General features: G+C 74.0%; 20 protein-coding genes. 7 read left to right on the forward strand and 13 right to left on the reverse strand.

The genetic code is table 11. The annotated features are described in order from the left end of the window. Nucleotides 1–63: 63 nt before the first annotated feature. From ACZ6Q9_RS19870 to ACZ6Q9_RS19880, 3 genes are all read left to right on the forward strand, one after another. Nucleotides 64–2,007 carry an amylo-alpha-1,6-glucosidase gene (locus tag ACZ6Q9_RS19870; RefSeq protein WP_396827287.1) on the forward strand — a complete coding sequence of 648 codons (1,944 nt, stop codon included), beginning with the start codon at nt 64–66 and terminating at the stop codon, nt 2,005–2,007. Nucleotides 2,008–2,145: 138 nt separating this feature from the next. Continuing rightward, entirely contained in the window at nt 2,146–3,477 is a 1,332-nt protein-coding gene (locus tag ACZ6Q9_RS19875; protein ID WP_396827289.1) for a glycosyltransferase family 4 protein, read from the forward strand. A 252-nt stretch (nt 3,478–3,729) separates the two neighbouring features. Beyond that, complete coding sequence (locus ACZ6Q9_RS19880; protein ID WP_350711186.1) at nt 3,730–4,539, forward strand: metal-dependent hydrolase; 810 nt, start codon at nt 3,730–3,732, stop codon at nt 4,537–4,539. A gap of 15 nt (nt 4,540–4,554) precedes the next feature. Here the strand turns inward: ACZ6Q9_RS19880 and ACZ6Q9_RS19885 are convergent, their stop codons facing one another. The 5 genes from ACZ6Q9_RS19885 to ACZ6Q9_RS19905 all read right to left on the reverse strand — a co-directional run bounded on the left by ACZ6Q9_RS19885 (nt 4,555) and on the right by ACZ6Q9_RS19905 (nt 9,226). Next, nucleotides 4,555–5,616 carry a phosphotransferase gene (locus ACZ6Q9_RS19885; RefSeq protein WP_396827291.1) on the reverse strand — a complete coding sequence of 354 codons (1,062 nt, stop codon included), beginning with the start codon at nt 5,614–5,616 and terminating at the stop codon, nt 4,555–4,557. A gap of 11 nt (nt 5,617–5,627) precedes the next feature. Beyond that, nucleotides 5,628–6,182, reverse strand: coding sequence for a hypothetical protein (locus ACZ6Q9_RS19890; protein ID WP_393268111.1), 555 nt, complete (start codon nt 6,180–6,182; stop codon nt 5,628–5,630). A gap of 211 nt (nt 6,183–6,393) precedes the next feature. Next, nucleotides 6,394–7,569, reverse strand: a complete 1,176-nt coding sequence (locus tag ACZ6Q9_RS19895; protein WP_393458201.1) for a zinc-dependent alcohol dehydrogenase — start codon at nt 7,567–7,569, stop codon at nt 6,394–6,396. A 55-nt stretch (nt 7,570–7,624) separates the two neighbouring features. Continuing rightward, nucleotides 7,625–8,218 carry a nucleotidyltransferase family protein gene (locus ACZ6Q9_RS19900; RefSeq protein ID WP_393268287.1) on the reverse strand — a complete coding sequence of 198 codons (594 nt, stop codon included), beginning with the start codon at nt 8,216–8,218 and terminating at the stop codon, nt 7,625–7,627. 195 nt (nt 8,219–8,413) lie between these two features. Further along, complete coding sequence (locus ACZ6Q9_RS19905; RefSeq protein ID WP_393458198.1) at nt 8,414–9,226, reverse strand: NAD(P)H-binding protein; 813 nt, start codon at nt 9,224–9,226, stop codon at nt 8,414–8,416. Nucleotides 9,227–9,306: 80 nt separating this feature from the next. Between ACZ6Q9_RS19905 and ACZ6Q9_RS19910 the strand changes: the two genes are divergently transcribed. Beyond that, a complete protein-coding gene (locus ACZ6Q9_RS19910; RefSeq protein WP_393268104.1) occupies nt 9,307–9,720 on the forward strand; it encodes a winged helix-turn-helix transcriptional regulator in 414 nt (137 codons plus the stop codon). A 13-nt stretch (nt 9,721–9,733) separates the two neighbouring features. Here the strand turns inward: ACZ6Q9_RS19910 and ACZ6Q9_RS19915 are convergent, their stop codons facing one another. The 3 genes from ACZ6Q9_RS19915 to ACZ6Q9_RS19925 all read right to left on the reverse strand — a co-directional run bounded on the left by ACZ6Q9_RS19915 (nt 9,734) and on the right by ACZ6Q9_RS19925 (nt 13,246). Continuing rightward, complete coding sequence (locus ACZ6Q9_RS19915; protein WP_393458195.1) at nt 9,734–11,407, reverse strand: bifunctional 3'-5' exonuclease/DNA polymerase; 1,674 nt, start codon at nt 11,405–11,407, stop codon at nt 9,734–9,736. A 60-nt stretch (nt 11,408–11,467) separates the two neighbouring features. Beyond that, entirely contained in the window at nt 11,468–12,688 is a 1,221-nt protein-coding gene (locus ACZ6Q9_RS19920; protein WP_396827295.1) for an MFS transporter, read from the reverse strand. Between the two features lie 75 nt (nt 12,689–12,763). Further along, a complete protein-coding gene (locus ACZ6Q9_RS19925; protein WP_393458189.1) occupies nt 12,764–13,246 on the reverse strand; it encodes a hypothetical protein in 483 nt (160 codons plus the stop codon). A 163-nt stretch (nt 13,247–13,409) separates the two neighbouring features. Between ACZ6Q9_RS19925 and ACZ6Q9_RS19930 the strand changes: the two genes are divergently transcribed. Continuing rightward, nucleotides 13,410–15,098, forward strand: coding sequence for an ABC transporter ATP-binding protein (locus ACZ6Q9_RS19930; protein WP_466021421.1), 1,689 nt, complete (start codon nt 13,410–13,412; stop codon nt 15,096–15,098). Then, nucleotides 15,095–16,825, forward strand: a complete 1,731-nt coding sequence (locus tag ACZ6Q9_RS19935; RefSeq protein WP_396827299.1) for an ABC transporter ATP-binding protein — start codon at nt 15,095–15,097, stop codon at nt 16,823–16,825. The genes ACZ6Q9_RS19930 and ACZ6Q9_RS19935 overlap by 4 nt, the downstream gene beginning before the upstream one ends. Before the next feature lie 63 nt (nt 16,826–16,888). Here ACZ6Q9_RS19935 and ACZ6Q9_RS19940 read toward each other — a convergent pair whose 3' ends face one another. The 5 genes from ACZ6Q9_RS19940 to ACZ6Q9_RS19960 are packed head-to-tail and all read right to left on the reverse strand — an operon-like array spanning nt 16,889 to nt 21,918. Beyond that, nucleotides 16,889–17,818: a carbohydrate ABC transporter permease gene (locus ACZ6Q9_RS19940; RefSeq protein WP_396827300.1), complete on the reverse strand. Its 930-nt coding sequence runs from the start codon at nt 17,816–17,818 to the stop codon at nt 16,889–16,891. Then, nucleotides 17,818–18,726, reverse strand: coding sequence for a carbohydrate ABC transporter permease (locus tag ACZ6Q9_RS19945; protein WP_396827302.1), 909 nt, complete (start codon nt 18,724–18,726; stop codon nt 17,818–17,820). The genes ACZ6Q9_RS19940 and ACZ6Q9_RS19945 overlap by 1 nt, the downstream gene beginning before the upstream one ends. A gap of 20 nt (nt 18,727–18,746) precedes the next feature. Continuing rightward, nucleotides 18,747–20,183, reverse strand: coding sequence for an N-acetylglucosamine/diacetylchitobiose ABC transporter substrate-binding protein (gene ngcE / locus ACZ6Q9_RS19950; protein WP_396827304.1), 1,437 nt, complete (start codon nt 20,181–20,183; stop codon nt 18,747–18,749). A gap of 26 nt (nt 20,184–20,209) precedes the next feature. After that, entirely contained in the window at nt 20,210–20,959 is a 750-nt protein-coding gene (locus ACZ6Q9_RS19955) for a sugar isomerase domain-containing protein (RefSeq protein WP_393268092.1), read from the reverse strand. Then, nucleotides 20,956–21,918 carry a MurR/RpiR family transcriptional regulator gene (locus tag ACZ6Q9_RS19960; protein ID WP_393458173.1) on the reverse strand — a complete coding sequence of 321 codons (963 nt, stop codon included), beginning with the start codon at nt 21,916–21,918 and terminating at the stop codon, nt 20,956–20,958. Before ACZ6Q9_RS19960 ends, ACZ6Q9_RS19955 begins: the two co-directional genes overlap by 4 nt. Before the next feature lie 191 nt (nt 21,919–22,109). Here ACZ6Q9_RS19960 and ACZ6Q9_RS19965 point away from each other — a divergent pair, with 191 nt between their 5' ends. Next, the gene (locus ACZ6Q9_RS19965; RefSeq protein WP_396827307.1) at nt 22,110–23,099 is read left to right on the forward strand and encodes an N-acetylglucosamine kinase; all 990 of its coding nucleotides are present in this window, start codon (nt 22,110–22,112) and stop codon (nt 23,097–23,099) included. Nucleotides 23,100–23,350 lie beyond the last annotated feature (251 nt).

Here is a 23,350-nt window from a genome sequence, read left to right on the forward strand (position 1 = left end):
GGACTTCACCACACGGGCCATTCTCGTCGTGGTCCGTCGCACGCCGCGGCCGGTGGAGGAAAGTTGATCGACATTCGCTTGGGTCCGCAGGTGTGCGGCGACCTGACCGGCGGGGCGACCCGGGAGTGGCTGGTCACCGACGGCCTCGGCGGGTACGCCATGGGCACCGTCAGCGGGCTGCGGACCCGCCGCTACCACGGCCTGCTGGTGGTGGCCGGTGAGACGCCGGCGTCCCGACGGGTGGGACTGGTCAGCCTGGACCCGGCGGTGGTCCTCCCCTCCGGCGCCCGGGTGCGCCTGGGCGCGCACGAGTGGGCCTCCGGCGACGTCGACCCGCGTGGCTTCGAGCTGCTGGAGCGGTTCGACCTGACCGACGGCCTGCCCCGGTGGCGCTGGCGGGTCGGCGACGTGGTGATCGAGCGGGAGCTGGCGATGACGCACGGCCGCCCGTGCGTGGCGGTGGTGCACCGGCTGGTCTCCGGCGGTCCGGTGCGGCTCGAACTGGCGGCGGTCTGCACCTGGCGGGACGCGCACGGCGAGCGCCGCGCCGACGGCCCGGCCCCGCGGGTGGAGCCGGTGCCGGGCGGGGCGGTGGTGGAGGGCGGTTTCCGGCTCGCCGGGCCGGACTGGACGCCGGAGGGTCGGTGGTGGCACGGCGCGCACCACCGGGAGGAGGCGGCGCGCGGCCTGCACCCCGACGAGGACCTCTGGTACGCCGGTCGCTTCTCCGGGGAGCTGGGCGGGCCGGGCGACACGGTGTCGGTGCTCGCCTGGGCCGGCGACCCGGCGCAGGAGCTCCCGCTGGCGACCGAGGTGGTGGCGGCGGCCCGGGCCCGCAACCGGCGGGTCGTGGCGGCGGCGAAGCCGGCGGACCCGGTCGAGGCGACGCTCGCGCTGGCCGCGGACGCCTTCGTGATCCGCACCGGCGCCGGGCCGGACGTGGTGGCCGGCTACCCGTGGTTCGGCGCCTGGTCGCGGGACACGATGATCTCCTACGAGGGGCTGTTCCTCTGCACCAACCGGGCCGACGAGGGCCGCGAGCTGCTGCGGGCGTACGCGGCGACGCTGTCGGAGGGGATGCTCGCCAACACCGCCGACACCGGCCGGGTGGAGTACAACACCGTCGACGCGACGCTGTGGTTCCTGCACGCGGTGAGCCGGCACGTCACCGTCACCGGCGACACCGACCTCGGCGACGAGCTGCTGCCCGCGTTGCGCGGGGTGGTCGACGCGCACCTGGCCGGCACCCGGTTCGGTATCGCCGTCGACCCGGCCGACGGGCTGCTCACCCAGGGCGGCACCCCGGGCACGGCGCTGACCTGGATGGACGCCCGGGTGTACGGGGTGCCGGTCACGCCGCGCACCGGCAAGCCGGTGGAGGTCAACGCGCTGTGGGTCAACGGGCTGGCCGGCCTCGCCGAGCTGACCGAGCTGGCCGGGCGGGACGCGACCGACCTGTGGCGGCTGCACGAGCGGGCCGTCGCCGCGTTCCGGGACCGGTTTCCCGCCCCGACGGGCTGGCTGCACGACGTGGTGGACGCGCCCGCGCCGGCGTACCCGCTGGGCGGGGCCGCGCACCACGACGACGACCTGCTCCGCCCCAACCAGTTGCTGGCCTGGTCGCTGCCGTACGCCCCGCTGGAGCCCGACGAGCCCACGCTGCGCCGGGTCGCCGCCGGGCTGCTCACCCCGCTGGGCCCGCGCAGTCTCTCCCCCGACTCGCCCGAGTTCGTCGGGCGGCACCGGGGCGGGCCGGCCGAGCGGGACGGCGCCTACCACCAGGGCACCGTGTGGCCCTGGCTGCTCGGTCCGTACGCCGACGCCGCCCGGCGGGCCAAGATGCCGGTCGACGACCTTTTCGTGGGCATCGAAGCTCATCTGACCGAATACGGCCTGGGATCGGTGAGCGAGACGGCCGACGGCCTCCCGCCGCACGGCGCGACCGGCTGCCCGTTCCAGGCGTGGTCGGTCGCCGAGGTGCTGCGCGTGCGCCGCACCCGCCGGTAGCGCTTTACACGACCGCAACGGCGGCGTCTCCGCTGGTTAGCCGGCCGCCAGGAGGATGGGTGCCGATCCGGTCGCGACACCCGGCGGGCACCCTCGGCGGTGCCGGCGCGCGCTCGGGGACAACTCAAAGGGGGCCGCATGTCACCTGACGCCGACGTGATCGACATCCACCCCACCCGGCAGCAGCGGGTGCTGATGCTCTCCTGGGAGTACCCGCCCGTCCTGGTCGGCGGGCTGGGCCGGCACGTGCACGCCCTGTCGGTGGCCCTGGCCGCCGCCGGGCACGAGGTCACCGTCGTCACCCGGCACGCCGACGGCGCGCCCCTGGAGGAGTACGCCGACGGCGTCCGCATCGTGCGCGCCGCCGAGGATCCGGTCACCTTCCCGCTGGCTACCTCCTCCCTGCTCGCCTGGACGATGGCGTTCAACCACACCCTGACCCGGGCCGCCCTGCGCGCCACCGAGGCCGGCACGTACGACGTGATCCACGCCCACGACTGGCTCGTCGCACACACCGCGATGACCCTGCGCGAGCACCTGGACATCCCGCTGGTCAGCACCATCCACGCCACCGAGGCCGGCCGGCACCAGGGCTGGCTGCCGGAGGAGATGAACCGCACCATCCACGGTGTCGAGCACTGGCTGAGCAACGCCTCCGCCCGGGTGATCGCCTGCTCCGGCTACATGCGCGAACAGGTCGCCACGCTCTTCGACCTGCCGGCCGACCGGATCGACGTGGTGCCCAACGGGGTCGACGACCGGGCCTGGCGGGCGCAACCCCGGGCGGTCGCCTCGGCCCGCGCCCGGTTCGCCGGCGACGGCCCCCTCGTCGGGTACGCCGGCCGGCTGGTCTACGAGAAGGGCGTGCAGCACCTGGTGCACGCCGTGCCGCACCTGCGCGACCGGCACCCCGGGCTGCGGGTGGTGATCGCGGGCGACGGCCCCTACCGCGCCGAGTTGGAGGAGGAGGCCCGCCGGCTCGCGCTCGGGCAGACCGTACGCTTCGCCGGCTTCCTGGACTCGACCCAGCTCCCGGCGCTGCTCGGCGCCACCGACGCGACCGTGGTGCCCAGCCTCTACGAGCCTTTCGGGATGGTGGCCCTGGAGGCGGCGGCGGCCGGCGCGCCCCTCGCGGTGGCCCGCACCGGCGGCCTCGCGGAGATCGTCGAGCCGGGCGTGACCGGCGTGACCTTCCGGCACAGCGACCCGGACGCCCTCGCCGGCGCGGTCGACCGGCTCATCGGCGACGAGGTCTTCGCCCGGCGGGTGGCCCGGCAGGCCCGCACCATGGTCGGCCGGCGGTACGGCTGGGCCACCATCGCGGCCCGGACCGCCGGCACGTACGCGACCGCGTGCCGGGAGCACGGCCCGGCGCAGGCCCGGCGGGCCGCCGCCCGGCTCGGTGAGCCCCGGCAGAAGATCACCATTCCCGAGGGGAATCTCCTCGCGGTCGGCGGCGCCGCCTGCTGAACCGGCCGGCGGCCTGCCGGACGGCGTGCGGGACGGCGTGCCGGGCCACCCCGCGCGGCACGCCGTCCGGTGGCCGACAGAACGGCCCCGCCCGCCCGGCGGCACGCGATACTTCCTGGTGGCCCGGCATCGACCGGCACCCCTCCCCGACACCACCCTCTGTGGACCGTCCGGGTGATGCCCCTGCGCCACCGCGACGAACTACAGTGGCGTAGTTTTGGCGCTCAAGATCCCTGGGGAGGGCGAGCCGACATGATGGGACCGTCCCACGCGCTGTCCGGCGCGGCGGTGTGGCTGACCGGGTCCTGGGCGCTGGACCACTTCGCCAACTACCACCAGACTCCGCTGGAGCTCGCCGTCGGCACCGCGGTCTGCGCCGGCGGGGCGCTCTTCCCCGACCTCGACCTGTCCGGCAAGGTGACCCGCAACCAGGGCGGGGCCACCGTCGCCCGCACCTTCGGCGTGTTCTCGCTCTTCATCGCCGAGGTGATGGAGAAGATCTCGCTCGGGGTCTACTACGCGACCAAGCTCAGCAAGGACCCCCGCCGCAACAACGGCCACCGGACGCTGACCCACACCATCCCGTTCACCCTGCTGGTCGGCTGGGGCACCACCACGCTCTGCGCCGCGTACGGCAAGTGGGCGGTGATCGGCATCCTGTTCTTCATGTTCGGGCTGGCCCTGCGCGGGCTGTTCGACAAGTGGGCGGAGCGGGCCGGCTGGGTCATCGTGACCCTCGCGTCGGCCGGAGCGGCCTGGTTCACCTTCGCCAACCTGCCCGGCGACCGGGGCTACCCGCTGATCGGCACCGCCGTCGGGGTGGGCTGCTTCGTGCACATCCTCGGCGACATGATCACCCGGGCGGGCGTGCCGATCCTGTGGCCGATCCCGATCAAACGTCGGATGTGGACGCCGATCGGCCTGCCGAACAAGATCGCCCTGCGGGCCGGCAGCAAGACCGAGGTGATCGTCGTCCGGGCCGTGCTGACGGCGGTCTCGGTGCTCGCGGCACTCGGGCTGGTCGCCCCGTCGGTGTTGCAGCGCTTCAACATCGAGGGCTGAGCGGCCCCCGACCCGTCAGGACAGCGCCTCGGCGGCCCAGCGCACCAGCAACTCCAGCACCGGCCGGCGGCCGGCCATCATCTCCGCCTCGTCACGCGCGTCGTAGGTCCCGCTGATCGCGGTCCGGCCGAGCCGGCCGAGCATCATCGGCGCCAGCCAGAAGTACTTGGCCGCCCCGGTGAGCCGGACGGCCCGGACGACCACGGCCGGTGCGACGGCGCCGCGCAGCCCCTCGACGTAGCGGTCGACCACCGTGGCGGCCACCTCGTCGAGCAGGGCGACGTCGACCAGCCCGTCGAGGAAGGTGTCGAGCACCAGGTTCGCCGCGTCCTCGCCGAGCGGCCCCGGCCCGACGCCCGACCAGTCCAGCAGCACCGGGCCGTCGTCGCCGAACACCAGGTTCATGGGCCAGCAGTCGTGGTGGCAGAGCGTGCGGGGCATCGGGTCGGTGGCCGCCAGCACCTCGTGCCGCCGCTCCCACAGCGTGCGCAGGGCGTCGCGCAGGGGGCGCGGCCAGGCGGCGACGGCGACCGGGTGCTCCCACGGCACCGGGGCGGCCACCGGCCGGGTGAGCGTGTAGTCGCGCAGCCAGTCACGCGCCAGCCAGAACGACGCCCGGCCGCCCGGCAGCAGCTCCCGCGCCTCGGGATCGCCCAGCCAGCGGGCGTGTCCGGCGCCGAGCCGGGCGGCAACCTCGCCGAGGTCGGCGGGCGTGCAGGCGATGCCCGGCCGGCCGGTCGCCTCGGCCAGCCACAGCGCCACCGAGCCGTCCGGCCGGTCGTCGACCGCCAGCGGCGTCGGCGCGGCCAGCCCCGCGTCGGCGTACACGGCGGTGGCCAGGCCGCTGCGGTACGCCTCGACCTCGCGTCGCCAGTAGTTCCAGTGCCCCGGCTCGTCGCTGCCGGCCCAGTGCGCGGGGCCCGGGCGGCCGGGCGGGGTGACCAGCTTCAGCACGGCCGCCTGTCCGTCCCGGCGGGTGCGCCAGATGCCGCCGGTCACCCCGTTGAGCGTGTTGTGGGTGAGCTGCTCGGCCGGCACGCCGGCAGGGACGAGGTCGGCCGGTGGACGGTCCGGCACGCCGGTCACCGTCAGGGCCGGTCGGCGTGGTCGGCCCGGGGGGCCGCCGGCACCGGGCCCTCGGAGCCGGCGGGCGACTGCTGGGCGGCCACGGTGTCGGAGGGATCGGTGCGGCGCCAGCGGGGCAGGAGCCGGGTCGCCGCCGGCGAGCCGTGCACGACGGCGGCGTAGGCCACGACGGGGCAGAGCAGCGCCGCCGTCGTGAGCGGCCAGGCCAGCACCGCGTCGGTGACGGCCGTCTCCGTGACCGCCGCGACGCCGCCGACGTACAGCCCGACGATCACCACGGCGACGGCGCAGGCCGCCAGCGTGCGGGCCACCGGCCCGTGGCGGCTCGCGGCGGCGTCGGCGATCACGACGGCCGGCGCCACCGCCAGCGGCACGAGCGCGGCGCCCAGCAGGGCGGCGACCAGCACCCAGAACGGCCCGGCCAACGGACTGCCCAGGGGGGCACCCGTGACCAGCGCGTACGCGAACAGCGCCAGGTAGCAGACCACCGCCTCGACGACGAACACCAGCCAGGCGGCCACCGCCCCGGCGACGTACCGGGCCACCGTGCCGATCATGGAACCTCCCCCGATGCCGGCGGGCTCCCCCGGCCCGCGTCGGCGAGCGGCGCCGCGCCGCGCCCCGCCGACGGTATCGGAAGGACCGCCCGTCGTGCGTCCCCGCGTCGCGGCCCCACCTGACACGGGGCACGTCGCCGACGGGCAGGAGCGATGTCACGCCTGGCGCCCGGGTGGGCGGCGGTGCGCCGGCCCGCTTCGGGTGTCGCGGTCACCCTGCCGGCTCGAAGACGACCCGTACGCAGCCGTCGAGCCTGTTCCTGAACAGGTGGTAGCCCTGCGGGGCGTCGGCGAGCGGCATGGTGTGGGTCGCGAGGTGTTCGGTGACGAGCTCGCCGCGGGCCATGCGCTCCAGCAGCATCGGAATGTAGCGCTGTCCGTGCTGCTGAGCGCCGCGCAGGGTGAGACCCTTGTTCGTCACGGCCCCGAGCGGGAACTTGTCGACCGGGCCGGCGTAGCCGCCGAGGAGGAACACGCTTCCGCCCTTGCGGCAGTGGTGGATCGCCTCGCGGGCGGCGACGGGACGCTCCGATTCGAGGCGAAGCTGCTGCTTGACCTGGTCGAACAGGAACTGCGGGCCGCTGCTGCGGGCCTGCGTGCCGACGGCCTCGATGCACACGTCGGGTCCGCGTCCGCCGCTGCGTTCCCGCAGTTCACCGCCGACATCCTGGGTCTGGTGGTTGAGCGTCTCCACCCCCAGGTGGTCCCGCGCCATCCGCAACCGGTACTCCATCCGGTCGATCACGACGACGCGCTCCGCGCCGAGCAGGACGGCTGCGCGGGCCGCCAACTGCCCGACCGCGCCGGCGCCCCAGACGGCGACCACGTCGCCGGCCTTGACGCCACCGAGATCGGCGCCCATCCAACCCGTCGGGGCGGCGTCGGAGGCGAACACGGCCCGCTCGTCGCTGACGCCGTCCGGGACGGTGAAGGCCCCGTGGTCGGCGTAGGGGACGCGGACGTACTCGGCGTGACTGCCCGCGAAACCGCCCAGGGCGTGCGAGTAGCCGTAGCACCCGCCCGGCGCGAAGCCCCACCCGCCCTCGGTGACGGCCGGGTTGGTGTTCCCGTTGTCACACAGCGAGAACTGCTGTTGCCGGCAGTACCAGCAGCGCCCGCAGGCGACGAAGGAGCAGACCACCACGCGGTCGCCCACCCTGTGCTCGCGCACCTGCGGGCCGACCTCGACCACCTCGCCGAGGAACTCGTGGCCCAGCACGTCACCCCGCTCCATGAACGGGATGTAGCCGTCCAGCAGGTGCAGGTCCGAGCCGCAGGTGGCCGTCTTCCGTACCCGGACGATCATGTCCTGCTCGTTGCGCAACTGCGGATCCGGCACCCGCGCCACGGCGAGCTCGTCGGCGCCCTGCCACACCAACGCCTTCACGGTCGCCCCTTCCGGCGCTGACCAGACACCGTCACCGACGTCGTGGGCGGGGCATCTAGACGCCGACCCGCTGGGGCGGGACCGTCAGCCCGTAGAGCGCCATCAGCTCCGGGGTGTCGACCCGGCTGCCGTCGGCGACCGAGTCGCAGGAGATGTCGACGATCTGGTCCTTGTGGGCCAGCAGGTAGGGCCGGGCGCCGACGTCCGCGCTGGCCAGGGTCGCGATGCCGGACCAGTGCCGGCGCCCGAACAGCATCGGGTAGCCGCGCAGCCCGGCGTACGTGGCGCAGACCAGCACGTCGGGGTACGGCAGCGCGATCACCCGGCGGACGGCGGCGGCGGTGAGGCCGGGCATGTCGACCGGCACGACCACGACCGCCTCGATCCCCTCGTCGTCGAGCGCGGCCAGGCCGGCCCGGATGGACGAGCCGACGCCGGTGCCCCACGCCCGGTTGATCACCACCGTGGCCCGACTCAGGTCGGCCGTCTCGCGGACCTGGTCGGCCGCCGCGCCCAGCACGACCACGATCTGCTCGCAGCCCGCCTCGGTCATCGTGTCGATCATCTGGTCCACCAGCGGCTTCTCTCCCTGGTGCAGCAGGGCCTCCGGGCCACCGATGCGGCGTCCCCCGCCCGCGGCGATGATCATTCCTGCGATCCGGTTCAGCTGGGCCCCCTCCACCATGGAGCGGACCGTGACGCGAGGGCACGGCCCGCTCCGTCGTACGGACATCGGGAGCAACGAGGAGGCGGCGAGCCGGGTAGCGGGGCGAAAGGGGAAAATAGTGCAACTGTTACCAACCGGCAACCCCGCCGAATCGCCCGCCACGGACTGTCCGGCCGATCAGGACGACGCCCTCGCGGCGGCGACCGCGACCGGCATCGGGTCACGGGGTGGACGCGGGAGCAGGCGGGCAAGGTCGCCGTGGGTCTCGGCGAGGAACCCGCCCGCCGTGGCAGAGTAGATCGACATGAGCATCGCCGGCTGGAAGGGCAGCAGGCCCGGGCCCGCCAGCGCGGCACGACGCTCGCCCAGCGACACCGGACGGTAGGGCACCTCCAGCGCGGCGGCGAGACCGGCCGCCGTGAGCGCGACGGGCCCCGTCAGCTCGTACGTGCGGTGGCGGTGGGCGGCGGGGTCGGCGGCCACCCGGACGGCCGCGTCGGCCAGGTCCTGCCGGGCCACCGCCGCCAACGCACCCGCGCCGAACGGGGCGGTCACCGCGCCGCCGACGGGGGCGGCCAACTGGCCGAACAGCTCCGCGTAGAGCCCGTTGCGCAGGATCGTCCAGCCCAGCCGGCTCTCCCGCAGGCGGCGCTCCGTCCACCGGTGCGCCAACGCGAACGCCAGGTGGTCGCCGGCCCCGACCAGGCTCGTGTAGACCACGTGGTCCACCCCGTGCCGCTCCGCCGCCGCGATCACCCGCTCGTGGCGGGCGATGACCACGTCGTCCTCGCCGTAGCCGGCGGAGACCAGCACCAGGACACGTACGCCCGCGAGGTCCGGCCCCGCCGGGTCGTCGAAGTCCACGTGCCGCCCGGCGTCGGCGAAGCGGCCGGGGGTACGGGTGCCGGCGAGCGGGGCCAGGCCCCGCTCGGCCAGACCGGCGTGGATGAGGGAGCCCAGGTGCCCGGAGGCACCGGTGACCAGCAGCATGATGAGCCTTCCGCGTGGTACCGAATCGGAACTAACCTCATCGTCGGGAACCACGGAACCGGGCACAAGGAGGCACTTCCATGTCGGCAGGGCACACGGCGGTAACCGACGCGCTGGCACCGTGCGGGTTGCCCGAGCATCCGGACTGCGGAATCCGCGACGTGCTCGACCGCATCGGCGACAAGTGGTCGGTGCTCGCGATCGTCGAACTCTCCTCCGGCGTCCGGCGGTTCCGGGAGCTACAGCGGGGCATCCACGGCATCTCGCAACGGATGCTCACCCTGACCCTGCGCCGCCTGGAACGCGACGGCCTGGTGCTGCGCACCGCGTACCCGACCGTCCCGGTGACCGTGACCTACGAGCTGACCGCGCGCGGCCGGAGCCTGACCCACCTCGTCCGGCAGCTGGCCGACTGGTCGCTGGCCCACAAGGACGCGATCGCCGAGTCCCGTCGGACGTGGGACGCCGCCAACCCCGGATCAGCCGTCTCCTGACCGGCGGGCCCCGTCACGCCGCGTCCGCGTAGCAGTCGACGACGGACAGATCCAGCGGGAAGCGGACCGGGGTGTCGCCGAAGAGCAGGGCACCGGCCCGGTCGCCGGCGCGGGTGACCGCCTCGGCGACCGCGCCGGCCTGCTCCGCCGGGCAGTGCACGATCACCTCGTCGTGCTGGAAGAAGACCAGCTCGGCACGGGTGCCGGCGAGCCCGCCGCGCAGCGTCGCCAGCAGGGTCGAGGCCCACTCGGCGGCGGTGGCCTGGATGACGAAGTTGCGGGTGAACCGCCCCCGGGACCGGGCCGCCCGGGCACGCGGCGACTGCGGGTCGCCGCCGCCGTCGGGGTCGGCCTCCTCGCCGTCGCCGAACCCCGCCGTGCCGGGCGGGCAGGTGCGCCCCAGCCAGGAACGCACGAGCCCGCCGGCCTCGCCGGTGCGGGCGGCCGCCTCGACGTAGCCGAAGGCGGTCGGGTAGTTGCGCCGCAGCACCGCCAGCGCCGGCACCGCCGACCCGCCGGTCTGCCCGTACATGGCCCCGAGCAGGGCCACCTTGGCGCGGGCCCGGTCACCGGCGAAGGCGTCCTGGGCGAGGGCGGCGTAGAGGTCGCCGGCGCCGCCGGCCGCGGCGAGCCGGGCGTCGCCCGAGACCGCGGCCAGCACCCTCGGCTCCAACTGGCCCGCGTCGGCGACCACGAACCGCCAGCCCGGGTCGGCGACCACCGCCCGCCGGATCACCTTGGGGATCTGCAACGCGCCCCCGCCCCGGGTGGCCCACCGGCCGGAGACCACCCCGCCCGGGACGTACTCCGGCTGGAACCGCCCGTCGCGCACCCAGGCGTCGCGCCAGGCCCAGCCGTGTGCCGTCCAGATCCGGTACAGCTCCTTGTATTCCAGGACCAGCGGCACCGCCGGGTGGTCCACCCCCCGCAGCACCCAGGCGCGGGTGTTGGGCAGTTCCACGCCCGCCCGGGCGAACGCCCGCAACAGCTCCGCCGGGGAGTCGGCGTGCAGTTGGCGTACGCCGAACGCGTCGGCGATCCGGGCGGCCAGCTCGGCCAGCCGGCGCGGCGGGCCGCCCACGGGCGACGGCTCGCCGAGCAGCTCGGCGAGGATCTCGTCGTGCACCTCGGCCCGCCAGGGCAACCCGGCGGCACCCATCTCCACGGCGATCAGCGCGCCGGCCGACTCGGCGGCGACCAGCAGCCGGAACCGGCCGGGGTGTTCGGTCGCGGCGATCCGGGCGAGCTGGTCGGCGTACACCCGGGTCAGCGCCTCCATGCCGGGGCCCGGCGGACCGGGCAGGGCGTCGAAGAGCGCGCCCTGGCCGTGGCCGGGCGGCGCGGCCGGGCGCGGCGGCGGGTCGGCCGGCACCGGCGCCCCGGTGAGCCGTGCCCACGCCGCAGCGAGCGCGCGGGGCTCGCCCCAGCGGCCGGCGTGCCCGAGCAGCAGGGCCTCGGTCAGCTCCACGTCGTGGCAGCGCTCCACCCGCACCCCGGCGCGCAGCAGCGCAGGGTAGACCGTGGCGCCGGACGCCCACACCCAGCGCGGCTGGGCGGCCCGCTCGCGCGCGGCCACCGCGGCGGCCAGGTCGGCCGCCGGCTCGACCGGGCCGACAGGAGCCCCGGCAGCGTCGAGGGGTTGCAGGGCTCCCCCGCCCCGCTCATCCGACACCACCGCCACCAGCACGAACGCGATTCTGCCTCGTTCCTACGACACTCCCCGCGACCCACCCCACCGCCACAACGTCTACCGTTGTGACCGCACAGGTGGGCGGGGTTGGCTGCCGAAGCCGTTGGTGGACGCGGTTACGCTCCGCCGCATCGGTGAGCGGTAGAAGGTGGCAACGGCAGAAGTCAGGCAGATCCCGGCAGCTGCGATGAGTGACGGGCGGCTGCCGAGGTGAACAGCCGCGGAGCCGAGCGGGATCGCCAGAGCGATCGGCCCGAACATCACGGTGTTGGCCGTCGCGGCGACTCGCCCGAGCAACGCCGTCGGTGTGTGCGTCTGCACTGCGGTCACCGCTGCGACCAGGGTCCAGGGCAGGCCGATGCCGGCGACCACCGAGGCGGCAACCGTGACCGGCCACCAGGGCAGGCAGCGTGCCAGGCAGCCGGCTGCGAACAGCACCGTGCCGGCGATGCCGACAGCAACTGGGCCCCGACGGGCGATGAGTGGGCCGACGATCAGTCCGCCGAGGATGGACCCGGCGCCCTGGGCACCGGCCAGCACGCCGAGGAACGCAGGCGGCAGGCCAAGCACCCCGATGACGATCGCGTAGACGGCCGCGGTCGTGAAGCCGGACATGGCAATGGACACTGCGGCGAGTGCGACGGTGACGCGCACCACCGGTTGCCCGAACAGGATGGCGAGCCCTGCGCGGAGGCCGCGCTGCCGCTGCTGCGGACGGTCGGCTGGCGTACGGGTCAGTCGCACTCTCGCGTACAGGATGGCGACCAGGACGGGCGCGGCCGCGCTGAGGACGGCCACCACGTGACCACCGTGCCATGCGTAGAGGCCCGCGCCGGCCAGTGGAGCCACGAGCTTCATGCCTTCCTGAGCGCTCGAACGCCAGCCGTTGACATGGCCGAGTTCCGTAGGTGACAGCGATGACGGCAGCAGCGCGGTCTCGCCCGCGTCAATCAGCACGTGGCCGAGCCCGTAGGCGCACAGGACGGCGAAGATCAGCCAGGTTTCGCCGGGTCCCCGCACCGCGAACAGACTCAGCAGAACGGCGGCCAACGTGAGGTTGACTGCGATGATCAGTGGTCGCGCCGGCGCCCGGTCGAAGAGACCTCCCAGCCACGGGCCAGCAAGTACCGGGGCATACACGCACAGCCCGGCGAGGGCCGCGAGGCTGCTGGAACCGGTGAGGTCGAGGAGCCAGATCCCGGCTACCAGGGACATGACGCTGCCACCGAAGCCCGACAGCAGCGATATCGCCACGAACAGTCCAGCATTGCGGCGCATGAGGCCTCCAAGGTTGAGCCGAGGTGACTCATCCTCATTACTTGAGCCTCAGCGAGGCAATGCCGCGGGCGGCTGTCAAGCTTTCGTTGACAGCCCCGCCTCCAGGCTCGCGGCGACCGCTCGAACGGGCCTCGGCAACCGTTGGCACCCCACCTCGGCGAGGTCGGCGGCGACATGCGATGCCAGCGCGTAGAGCGAGCCCGGAACGGCATCGAGCGCGGCCTCTGCCGTACTTCGTACGAGCGCCGCCCGCCGGAACCGGGTATCCCAACCTCGATCCACATCGATCCAGCGATGAAGATCCGCTATCGCGGTCCGCAACGCCGCGATCCGCGGCGAATAGTGAAGATCGAGGTTCTGCCGCCGGGACCATCGGGCTGCCGCCAGACGTTGGCGACGCTGCTCCGCGGCCTGCCGACTACCGAGTCCCAGCGCGGCAGCGATCTGCGCCCATGTAGCACCCTGGTAGCGGGCGCGGTCGATGAGCTCCAACTCTTGCTCGTCGAGTCGGCAACGGGCAGCTCGGATCTCGGCCAACTGACCCATCTCCGGTGTCACACGTCAACGCTACGTCGACGGTGGAAACGGGTCGATGCGGCGACAGCCTGCTCGGTAGCGTGGGCGGGTGCCACCACGGATCCCTCATCCCGACCCCGGAATTCCGGACACCAGGGGGCCGCTGCGGTACCTGTGGTGGCTGACCCGCTGCCAGCCGTGGCGGGTGCTGCGCGGCGGCCTGCTCGGCACGGCCTGGATGACCGGGCTGTCGGTCCGGCCCTACCTGATCTCCCGGGCCGTGGACGACGGGCTGCGTGCCGGCGACACCCGGGCCCTGACCCTGTGGGTGGCGGCGATCGTCGTCGCCGGCGCGGCGCTGGCCTACCTGGGCATCATGCGGCACCGCACGATGACCTTCATCCGGGAGGACGCGAAGGCCCGGTCGTCCGCCGTGGTGCTGCGCCACCTGTCCCGGGTCGGCGCGGTGCTGCCCCGCCGCAGCGCGGCGGGCGAGGTGGCCACGGTCGGCGGCGCCGACGTCGACCGGGCGGCGGAGGTGCTGACGATCACGGGACCCGGCGTCGGCGCGGTGGTCGCGTACGCGGTCGTCGCCGTCGTGCTCTGGTCGATCTCGCCCCTGCTCGCGCTCTGCGTGCTGGTGGGCGTGCCGATGGTCGGCCTGGTCGTCGCCCCCCTGCTGCGCCGGCTGGAGCGGGTGGAGTCGGCCTACCGGCAGCAGCAGGGCGAGCTGACCGCCCGCTCCGGCGACATCGTGGCCGGGCTGCGGGTGCTCGCCGGGGTGGGCGGCCGGGGCCTGTTCGCCCGCCGGTACGCCGCCCGGTCCCGGGACCTGCTCGCCGAGGGCTACCGGGTGGGGGCGGTGAACAGCTGGATCGACGCGGCCACGGTCGCCGTCCCCGGGCTGTTCCTCGCCGCGGTGGTGTGGCTGGCGGCCCGGATGGCGGTGACCGGCGAGATCAGCGTCGGGGAGCTGGTCGCCGTCTACGGCTACGTCGCCACGCTCATCGTGCCGGTCTGGTTCCTGCTCGAGGGCAGCCACCTGCTGATCCGGGGCCGGGTCGCCGCCCGTCGGATCATCGCCCTGCTCGCCGTGACGCCGGACGGTGTCGGCGGCCCGCGCGTCCTGCCGTGCGCCCCCGGCGCGGCACCGGTTCCCGACGCCCGGCGGCCGACACGGGCCGCCGCCCCGGCCGGCCCCGCCGACCTGCACGACCCGGCGAGCGCGTTGACCGTGCCCGCCGGCCGATTCACCGCGGTCGCCGCCACCGACCCGGCCGACGCCGTCGCGCTGGCCGACCGGCTCGGCCGGTACGTCGTCGGCGACGTGACCTGGGGCGGGGCACCGCTGACCGGCGTCGGACTCGACGAGGTGCGAACTCGCATCCTGTTCGCCGACCACGACGCGCACCTGTTCGCCGGGACGCTGCGGGAGACGCTGCGCGGGGCCCGCCCGGACGCCGACGACGAGCGGATCGGCGCCGCTCTGCACGCCGCGTCGGCCGAGGACGTGGTCGACGCGCTGCCGCACGGGCTCGACACCCCGCTGGACACCCGGGCCCGGTCCCTCTCCGGCGGTCAGCGGCAACGGGTGCGGCTGGCCCGGGCCCTGCTCGCCGACCCGGAGGTGCTGATCCTCGTCGAGCCGACCTCGGCGGTGGACGCGCACACCGAGGCGCGCATCGCCGCGCGGCTGCGGGAGGCCCGGGCCGGCCGTACCACCGTCGTGTTCACGACCTCGCCGCTGCTGCTCGGGCGGGCCGACCGGGTCGCACACCTGGACGCGGGGCGGGTCGTCGGCGCCGGCGGGCACGCCGACCTGCTGGCGGCGGACCCGGGCTACCGGCGGCTGGTGGCGCGCGACGACGCCGACGCCGATCGGGTGCCGCGGTGAACGGGCTGCCGGTGGCCGACCGGGCCGCCGTACGCCGGGCGACGCGGGAGCTGATCAGCCGGGACCGGCGCGCCGTCGCCGCCGTGCTGGCGCTGCACGTCGCGGCCACGGTCGCGGGGCTCGCCCCGCCGTGGCTGCTCGGCGCCGTCGTCGACCGGGTCTCCGGCGGGACGAACGTCGGCACCGTCGACCGGCTCGCCCTGGCGATCGTGGCCTGCGTGCTGGTGCAGACGCTGCTGTCGCGCTTCGCGCAGTACGCCGGCCACCGCTTCGGCGAGCGGGCCGTGGCCCGGCTGCGCGAGGAGTTCGTCGACCGGACGCTGAACCTCCCCGTCGCCGTCGTCGAACGGGCCGGGTCCGGGGAGCTGGCCACCCGCAGCTCGGTCGACGTGGCCACCGTCGGCATCACGGTCCGGGACGTGGTGCCCACCATCGTCATCGCCTCGGTGCAGCTGACGCTGCTGTTCGGGGCGGTCTTCCTGCTGCACCCGGTGCTCGGGGTGGCCGCGCTGGCCGGGCTGCCGACGATCGTGGGGGTGACCCGCTGGTACCTGCGGCGGGCCAGCCCCGCCTACCTGGCCGAGGGGGCGGCCGCCGCCGAGCTGACCGAGACGCTGACCAGCACCGCCGAGGGCGCCCGTACGGTCGAGGCGTTCCGCCTCGCCGACGAGCGGGTCGGGCACGGCGACGCGCGCATCGCCCGGGTGTGGTCGGCCCGGCGGGCCACCCTCGCGCTGCGCTCCGTCTTCTTCCCCACGATCGAGGCCAGTTACCCGCTGCCCGTCGCGGCGGTGCTGCTGGCCGGTGGCTTCCTGCTCGCCCGGGGCGATGTGTCGCTCGGCGCGGTGGTCGCCGCGGCGCTCTACCTGCAACAGGCGATCGACCCGCTGGACCGGATCCTGCAGTGGACGGAGCAGGCGCAACGCGGCTTCGCCTCGTTCGCCCGGGTGCTCGGCGTCGGCGAGGTGCCACCGGAGTCGCCCGGCCGGGCCGCCGCGCCGGCCGGCGAACGGCTGGTCGTGCGCGGCGCCCGGTTCGGGTACGCGGACGGGCCCGACGTGCTGCACGGCATCGACCTGGCGGTGCGCCCCGGCGAGCGGCTGGCGGTCGTCGGGCCGTCGGGAGCCGGAAAGTCCACCCTGGCCCGGCTGCTCGCCGGCATCGACCCGCCCCGGGAAGGGCAGGTCAGCGTCGGCGGCTGCCCGGTCACCGACCTGGACCCGGCCGAGCGGCGGCGACGCATCGCACTGGTCACCCAGGAGCACCACGTCTTCATCGGTACGCTGCGCGACAATCTCGCCTTCGCCGCCCCGGAAGCCACCGACGACCGGATGCGCGCGGTGCTGGCCACCGTCGGCGCCGACTGGTACACCCGGCTGCCCGACGGCCTCGACACCCGCCTCGGCGACGGCGCGCATCCGCTCGGCGCGGCCGAGGCCCAGCAGCTCGCGCTGGCCCGGCTGGTGCTCGCCGACCCGCACACGCTGATCCTCGACGAGGCGACCGCCGCCCTCGACCCGACCACGGCACGGCGTACCGAGCGGGCCCTGGCCGCCCTGCTCGGCGGGCGGACCGTGATCGCCATCGCGCACCGGCTCAACACCGCGCACGACGCCGACCGGGTGGCGGTGCTGGAGGGCGGCCGGATCACCGAGCTCGGCAGCCACGACGAGCTGATCCGCGCCGACGGCCCGTACGCCGCTCTCTGGCGCTCCTGGCATTCCTGACGTCGGCCCCGTCCGGCCGGGCGGTCGACGTCGGCGGGCACCGCGTCGACCGCCCGGGTCAGGTCACTTCACGGCGCCGGAGGTGAGGCCGGACTGGATCTGCCGCTGGAAGATCGCGTAGACGACGATCATGGGGAGGATGGCGATGGTCAGGGCGGCGAAGAGGCCGGACCAGTCGGCCTCGTAGCCGGCGTTGACCGAGATATCCGCGATGCCCTGGGTGAGCACCCACTTGTCCTTGGCGTTGGAGAGCAGCACGAGCGGCAGCTGGTACTGCGCCCACTGGCCGATGATGTTGAAGATCCCCACGCTGATCAGGCCCGGCTTGGCCATCGGCAGCATCACCTGGAAGAACAGCCGGGTGTGCGAGCAGCCGTCGATCATCCCCGCCTCGGCGACCGACGCCGGCAGCGTCTTGAAGAACGCGGCCAGGAAGAAGACCGTGAACGGCAGCGAGTAGGCGATGTAGACCAGCACCAGCCCGGTGTGGGTGTCCAGCAGCCCCAGGTTCTTCACCACGAAGAAGAGCGGCACCAGGGCCAGGAAGACCGGGAAGGCCAGCCCCGAGACGAACAGGTAGTAGATCGCCCGGTTGCCCCAGAACCTGTAGCGCGCCAGCACGTACGCGGCCATCGAACCGAACAGCATGGTGCCGAAGGTGCTGCACGTCACCACGATCACGCTGTTGAGGAAGTAGCGGCCGACGTTCGCCTTGTTCCACGCCCGGGCGTAGTTCTCGAACCGCAGCTCCGCCGGGAGCGTCCACGGGCTGCTGAAGATCTCCGTGGTGTTCTTGAACGAGGCGAGGAAGGTCCAGAGGATCGGCACGATCACGATCACCGCCCAGACCGCGAGCGCCACGTGCCCGAGGCCGGCGAACAGCCGGGCCTCCGAGCGTCGGCCCCCGCGCCCGCGCCCACCCGCGGCGCCCGGCTTGACGGTCTTCGGCGGTAGCGCCGCCGGTGTCGGCGGCAGCGTCGTCTGCGGGTTCATCAGTACTCCACGCTTTCCCGCTTGGTCAGCCGCAGCGTCAGCGCCGCGAACGTGATGGTGAGGAAGAACAGCGACACGCCCATGGCCGAGGCGTAGCCGTACTTCGAGTAGACGAAGGCGTTGCGGTAGATCTCCATGGCCAGCACGGTGGTCGCGCCGTCCGGGCCGCCGCCGTCCACCGAGAGCACGGAGACGATGGCGAACGCGTCGAACGCGGCGATGCCCAGGTAGACCCAGGCGACCTGGAGGGTGTCCCAGAGCAGCGGCAGGGTGACCCGGAAGAAGAGCGTCACCCGGCTCGCGCCGTCGATCTCGGCGGCCTCGTAGATCTCGCCGGGGATGGAGGCCATGCCCGCCGAGAAGAGCACCACGTAGAAGCCGACCGCCTGCCAGACCAGCACCGCGAGGATCGACCAGAGGGCCAGGTTCGGCCGGACCAGGAAGAGCACCGGGTCGAAGCCGAGCTTCATCAGCACGCCGTTGATCAGGCCGGACTCGTTGGGCCGGTAGACCGTCTGGAACAGCACCGCGATGATGGCCACCGCCAGGACCTGGGGGAAGAAGAACACCACCCGGTAGAACTTCGACCCCCAGACCCCCTGGCGCTGCCCCCCGCTGCTCTTGCCGCCCACGTTGAGCAGGAACGAGAAGAACAGCGCGATGGCGATGGTGATCAGCGGCAGGGCAAGCAGCAGTACGCCGTGGTGCTGGACCGCCTTCCAGAAGTTGTCGTCGTCGAACAACCTCCGGAAGTTGTCGAAGCCCACCCACTGCGGGGCGGAGAGCCCCCGCCAGTTGGTCATCGAGATCTGGAACGCCTGCGCGTACGGCGCGATGACGAAGACCACGTACAGGGTGACCGGGACGAAGAGGAACCCGATCACGAACGGATACTTGCCGTGCCGCATGACCCCTACGCTCCGTTCGATCAGCGCTTGAACTTGGTGACGGAGCTGTCCTTCTTGATCGCGTCGGCGCGCTTCTGGATCCGCTCCACGAAGGCGTCCGCCTTGATCCGGCCGAACATCAGCTCGTTGGTGGCCGTCCGCGCCTCCGTGTCGAGCTCCTTGTACCAGCCGTCGAAGTACAGGTTGAACACGTCCTGGCCGGCGGCCTTGAGCGCGGCCTGCGAGCTGGCCACACCCGGCGGGAAGGCGAAGCCCGCCGAGCCGGCGGTCAGCACCGTCGGGGCCTTGACCACCTCGGTGAAGCCCTTCGCGCCGGCCACCGAGAGCATCTGGCGCATGTACTCCAGGCCGCCCTTGGGGTTCCTGCTCTTGGCCGAGACGAAGTAGCCCTCACCGGCGGTCGCCCGCAGCGCCGTCGCCGGCAGCTTGTCCGAGGCGGACAGGCTCGGCACCGGCATCAGCTGGTACTCGAAGCCGGACGGGGTGTCCTTCTTCTGCTCGCCCTCCAGCCAGTCGCCGCTGGGGTAGAAGGCCAGCTTGTACTGGTTCTGCCGCAGCTGCACGTCGGTGTGCTTGAGTCCCTCGAAGCTCTTGTCGACGTACTTGGCGCCGATCTCGGCCCACGCCTCGGCGGCCTGCTTGACCGCGTCCTGCTGCCAGGCGCCGTCCTCCAGGTTGTCGATGTTCTTCAGCACGTCCGTGCCGCCGATCTTCGCCGCGTGGGTGAGGATCACGTTCCACTGGTAGTAGGCCGCGTTCGCGCCGGCGTAGCCGTACGGCGTGATGCCCTTGGCCTTGATCTGGTCGAGCAGCGCGGTGAACTCGCCCCAGTTCTTCGCCGGCGCCCAGCCGTTGTCCTTGAACAGCTTGCCGGAGTACCAGATGCCGAAGACGGTGGAGACGTAGTACAGGACGTACGGCTTGCCGTTGAACGACCCGGCCTCGACGGTGCCCGGCACCACGGTGTCGCGGACCTTCTTGTTGGGGTCGTCGACCGACGGGGCGTCCCACAGCTCGGTGAGGTCCTGGAGCTGGCCGTCGGCGACCAGGGCGCCGAAGTCCATCAGCTTCTCGCCGGAGTTGTTCACGAACTCCGGCGGGTTGCCCGAGGCGAACCGCGGCTGGAGCACCGTGGACACGGCCTGGGTCGACTGGTGCTTGACCTCGGCCTTCGGGAACGCCTTCTTGTAGAGCGGCTGGTGCACGTCGGTGGCGTACTTCTCGCCGTAGCCGCCGTTGAAGATGACCACCTCGATCGGGGCGTCCTCGGGGACGCCGAGCGGGTTGGTGGCGCTCTTCGTGCCGCCCGCGACCTGCTCGTTCTTCTCGTCGCCACCGCTGGTCGCGCAGGCGCTCAGCAGGCCGGCCGCCGGGGTGGCGAGCAGGCCCACCGCGGCGGCCCGGCGCAGCACGGTCCGGCGGCTCAGGTCGGCCGAGTTGTCGGGGGTAATCGACATCGTCGTCTCTCCTTGTGGTGTTCGGGTCAGGCGGTCCGCCGGAGACGCCCGGCGTACCGCGACTCGAGGGCGTGGTTGTGCTCGTCCCCGCCGGGGACGTTGGCGGAGAGGTAGATAGGGGGTACCTCACCGGCCTGGTGGAACCGTCGTACGACCTCGGCGGTCAGCAGCTGCGCCAGCAGCGCCGCGGTGACCGAGGAGACCGCACAGACCGCGCCGCCGCCCTCGAGCGGCAGCAGTGCGTCGCCGTACGGCGCGCCGTTGTCCAGCACGACGTCGGCGAGATCGGCGAGCCGCCGGCCCGACGGGTGCCGTGGGGCGACCCGGGCGGTGTGCTCGATCGAGGTGACCGCGATCAGCGGGTGGCCGCGGTCGGTGACCAGCGCCGCCAGCTCGACCACCGAGCCGTTGATGCCGGACTGGGACGCCACCACGAACACGTCCTGCGGCTGCGGGGCCGCCAGCGCGTAGAGCTGGTGGGCGATGGCGGGGTCGCGCTCCAGCTTCGGATCGGCGAGCAGGTCGCGCGGGGCGTCGCCGTGCAGCACGAGGTCGTGGATGGCGAGCCGGTTGGTGGGCACGAGTCCACCCGCCCGGGCGACCAGTTCCCCGGCGAACGCCTCGGAGTGGCCGGCGCCGAACGCCTGGAGCACCCCGCCGGCGCGCAGGCTGGTGGCGATCAGGTCGGCGGCGACGCGGATCCCGTCGGCGCTGGTGTCGACCAGCCGGTCGAGCACCGGACGGACCGCCTCGGCATACCCCTGGGCGCTGATCATGCGGTGGCCCCCTTGGCGGCCTTGTGCCCGTCGACGGCCTGGGCGGTGCGCCGGAAGGCCGCGTGGGCGCGGTCGTGGGTGCGCTGGGCGACGGCGATGTAGAGCAGGTCGAGCACGACCAGCTGCGGGTGCCGGGCCGACAGTGCGTCGGGGCGGAACGTGGTGGCCTGGCTGGCGGTGAGCAGCACGATGTCGGCCAGCTCGGCCAGCGGCGAGCGCGGGAAGCCCGTCAGCGCCACGGTGGTCGCGCCCCGGCTGCCGGCCTCGGCGAGCATCTCGATGGTCTCCCGGGTCTGGCCGGCGTGCGAGATGCCGAGCGCCACGTCGCCCTGGCGCAGCAGGGCCGCGCTGGCGAGTCCCTCGTGCACGTCGTTCCAGGCCCAGGCCGCCACGCCGATGCGGTGCAGGCTGAACTGCATCTCCTCGCCGACGAGGGCGCTGCCGCTGGCGCCGAAGATGTTCACCCGGGACGCCCCGGCGATGGCGACGGCGGCGCGTTCGACCTCGGCGAGGTCGAGCAGCGCGGCGGTGTCGTGCATGGCGCGGGTGTCGGCGGCCATGATCTGGTCGAGCACCCGGGAGAGCGGGTCACTCGGCTGGATCTCGCGTCCGATGTCGACGGTCCAGCCCGCCGAGCGGGCCCGGCCGGTCTCAGCGGCGATGCCCAGCCGCAGGTCGGCGTAGCCGTCGAAGCCCATCGCCCGGCAGAAGCGGGTGATCGTGGCCGGGGAGGTGCCGCTGCGCTCGGCCAGCTCGACGATGGTCGCCCGGGCGGCCGCCTCCGGGTCGCTGAGCACGTGTTCGGCGACCCGGCGCAGCGCCCCGGTCAGCTCACCCGCGCCGGCCCGGACCCGTGCCAGCACACCGTCGGAGGGGACCCCGAGGGCGGCCCGCCGGTCGACCGCGTCGGCGTCGACCACCGCGGTCCCCGCGGAGATGTCCACCTCGTGATCAACCATGGGACGCCTTTCCGAAAAGATTATTTACTGTTAGTGGTAAAAGTTCTTACTGAAGGCCCCTCCGTGTCAAGACCGTGGGCGAAGTTTTCAAACTGTTACCTGGCGCACAGCCCGCCACAGGCCCCGGCCCTTGCCCTTCACCGCGAGGCCGACCAGCATGAACGCGGCGTTGATCAAGGAGGTGGGTGCCGATGTCCGACACCGTCGTGGTCGGTCTCGACGTCGGAGGTACGTCCACCCGGGCGGCCGCCCTGAGCCTGGACGGGTGCCGGCTCGGCACCGGCCGGGCCGGCGGCGGCAACCCCACCAGCCACGGCGCCGAGCGGGCCGCCGGCGAACTCCTGGCCGCCCTGCGGGAGGCGCTCGCCGACGTCGACCCCACCCGGGTCCGGGCCGGCACCATCGGCCTGGCGGGGGCCGGCCGGCTGCTCGCCGATCCCGCCGGCCGGGACGCCTTCGACCGGGCCTGGCGCGACGCCGGCCTGCGCTGCCCGTACGACGTGCACGGCGACGCCCTGGTCGCGTACGCCTCGGGCACCGCGAGCCCCGAGGGCACCGTGGTCATCGCCGGCACCGGCGCGATCGCCGCACAGGTCCGCGAACTGCGGCTGGACCGGATCGCCGACGGTCACGGCTGGCTGCTCGGCGACGCCGGCTCCGGCTTCTGGCTGGGCCGGGAGGCGGTCCGCCGGCTGCTGTCCGACCTGGACCGGGGGCAGGCCCCGGGGCGGCTGGGGCGGGCGGTGCTCACCGATCTGCTCGGCTCCGCCGAGGTGGCGCCCCGGCCCCGGGACACCGGCGACGCGCTGGTCCAGGCGGTGACCCGACGCCCCCCGGTGGAGCTGGCCCGGCTCGCGCCCCTGGTGGTCACCGCCGCCGTCGACGGCGAGCCGGTCGCCCGCGGGCTGATCGACGAGGCCGCCGCCCACCTGGCGGAGAGCACCGCCCGGATCCGCCCGGCCGGCGACGCCTCCCCGATCGTGCTCGGCGGCGGGCTACTGACCGGCGGCACCCCGCTGGCGGCCGCGGTCCGGGCCGAGGTCGCCCGACGCTGGCCGGACGCGGTGCTGTGCTCGGCCGGCGACGGCGCGGCCGCGGCGGCGTGGCTCGCCGCCCGCGACCTGCCCGAGGTGACCGATCCGGTCGCCCTGCACGCCCGCCTGGTGCCACCGGCCCCCTGACCGCCCCCTGCCCGGCCTCCTGACCCTTGACCGGCCTCCTGACCCGGCCCCGCCGCCTCTTCGCGCCGGCGGCTGTGGCGCGAGGCGAGGTGACGTGAGGTGGACGGCGGCGGCGAGAGGGCGTGCGGTGACGTGAGGTGGGCGGCGGCGGGAGGGCGTGCGGTCGCTGTCGAGCTGCCCCGTCTGTGAGACCACCGCCCGAAGCCCACCGATCGGTGCCACCGGACCGAGCCGTCCGGCCACCCGTCGGA

This window comes from Micromonospora sp. NPDC049139 (genome assembly GCF_055586845.1).

What these genes read in the sequence shown, in the direction of transcription:
- ACZ6Q9_RS19940 (WP_396827300.1), bottom strand. Translation starts at nt 17,818, where the DNA reads ATGAACCCGCAGACGACGCTGCCGCCGACACCGGCGGCGCTACCGCCG.
- ACZ6Q9_RS19905 (WP_393458198.1), bottom strand. Translation starts at nt 9,226, where the DNA reads ATGCTGCTGGTCACCGGTGCCTCCGGGCACCTGGGCTCCCTCATCCAC.
- ACZ6Q9_RS19900 (WP_393268287.1), bottom strand. Translation starts at nt 8,218, where the DNA reads ATGATCATCGCCGCGGGCGGGGGACGCCGCATCGGTGGCCCGGAGGCC.
- ACZ6Q9_RS19965 (WP_396827307.1), top strand. Translation starts at nt 22,110, where the DNA reads ATGTCCGACACCGTCGTGGTCGGTCTCGACGTCGGAGGTACGTCCACC.
- ACZ6Q9_RS19955 (WP_393268092.1), bottom strand. Translation starts at nt 20,959, where the DNA reads ATGATCAGCGCCCAGGGGTATGCCGAGGCGGTCCGTCCGGTGCTCGAC.
- ACZ6Q9_RS19920 (WP_396827295.1), bottom strand. Translation starts at nt 12,688, where the DNA reads ATGCGCCGCAATGCTGGACTGTTCGTGGCGATATCGCTGCTGTCGGGC.
- ACZ6Q9_RS19890 (WP_393268111.1), bottom strand. Translation starts at nt 6,182, where the DNA reads ATGATCGGCACGGTGGCCCGGTACGTCGCCGGGGCGGTGGCCGCCTGG.
- ACZ6Q9_RS19945 (WP_396827302.1), bottom strand. Translation starts at nt 18,726, where the DNA reads ATGCGGCACGGCAAGTATCCGTTCGTGATCGGGTTCCTCTTCGTCCCG.
- ACZ6Q9_RS19875 (WP_396827289.1), top strand. Translation starts at nt 2,146, where the DNA reads ATGTCACCTGACGCCGACGTGATCGACATCCACCCCACCCGGCAGCAG.
- ngcE (WP_396827304.1), bottom strand. Translation starts at nt 20,183, where the DNA reads ATGTCGATTACCCCCGACAACTCGGCCGACCTGAGCCGCCGGACCGTG.
- ACZ6Q9_RS19910 (WP_393268104.1), top strand. Translation starts at nt 9,307, where the DNA reads ATGTCGGCAGGGCACACGGCGGTAACCGACGCGCTGGCACCGTGCGGG.
- ACZ6Q9_RS19880 (WP_350711186.1), top strand. Translation starts at nt 3,730, where the DNA reads ATGATGGGACCGTCCCACGCGCTGTCCGGCGCGGCGGTGTGGCTGACC.
- ACZ6Q9_RS19960 (WP_393458173.1), bottom strand. Translation starts at nt 21,918, where the DNA reads ATGGTTGATCACGAGGTGGACATCTCCGCGGGGACCGCGGTGGTCGAC.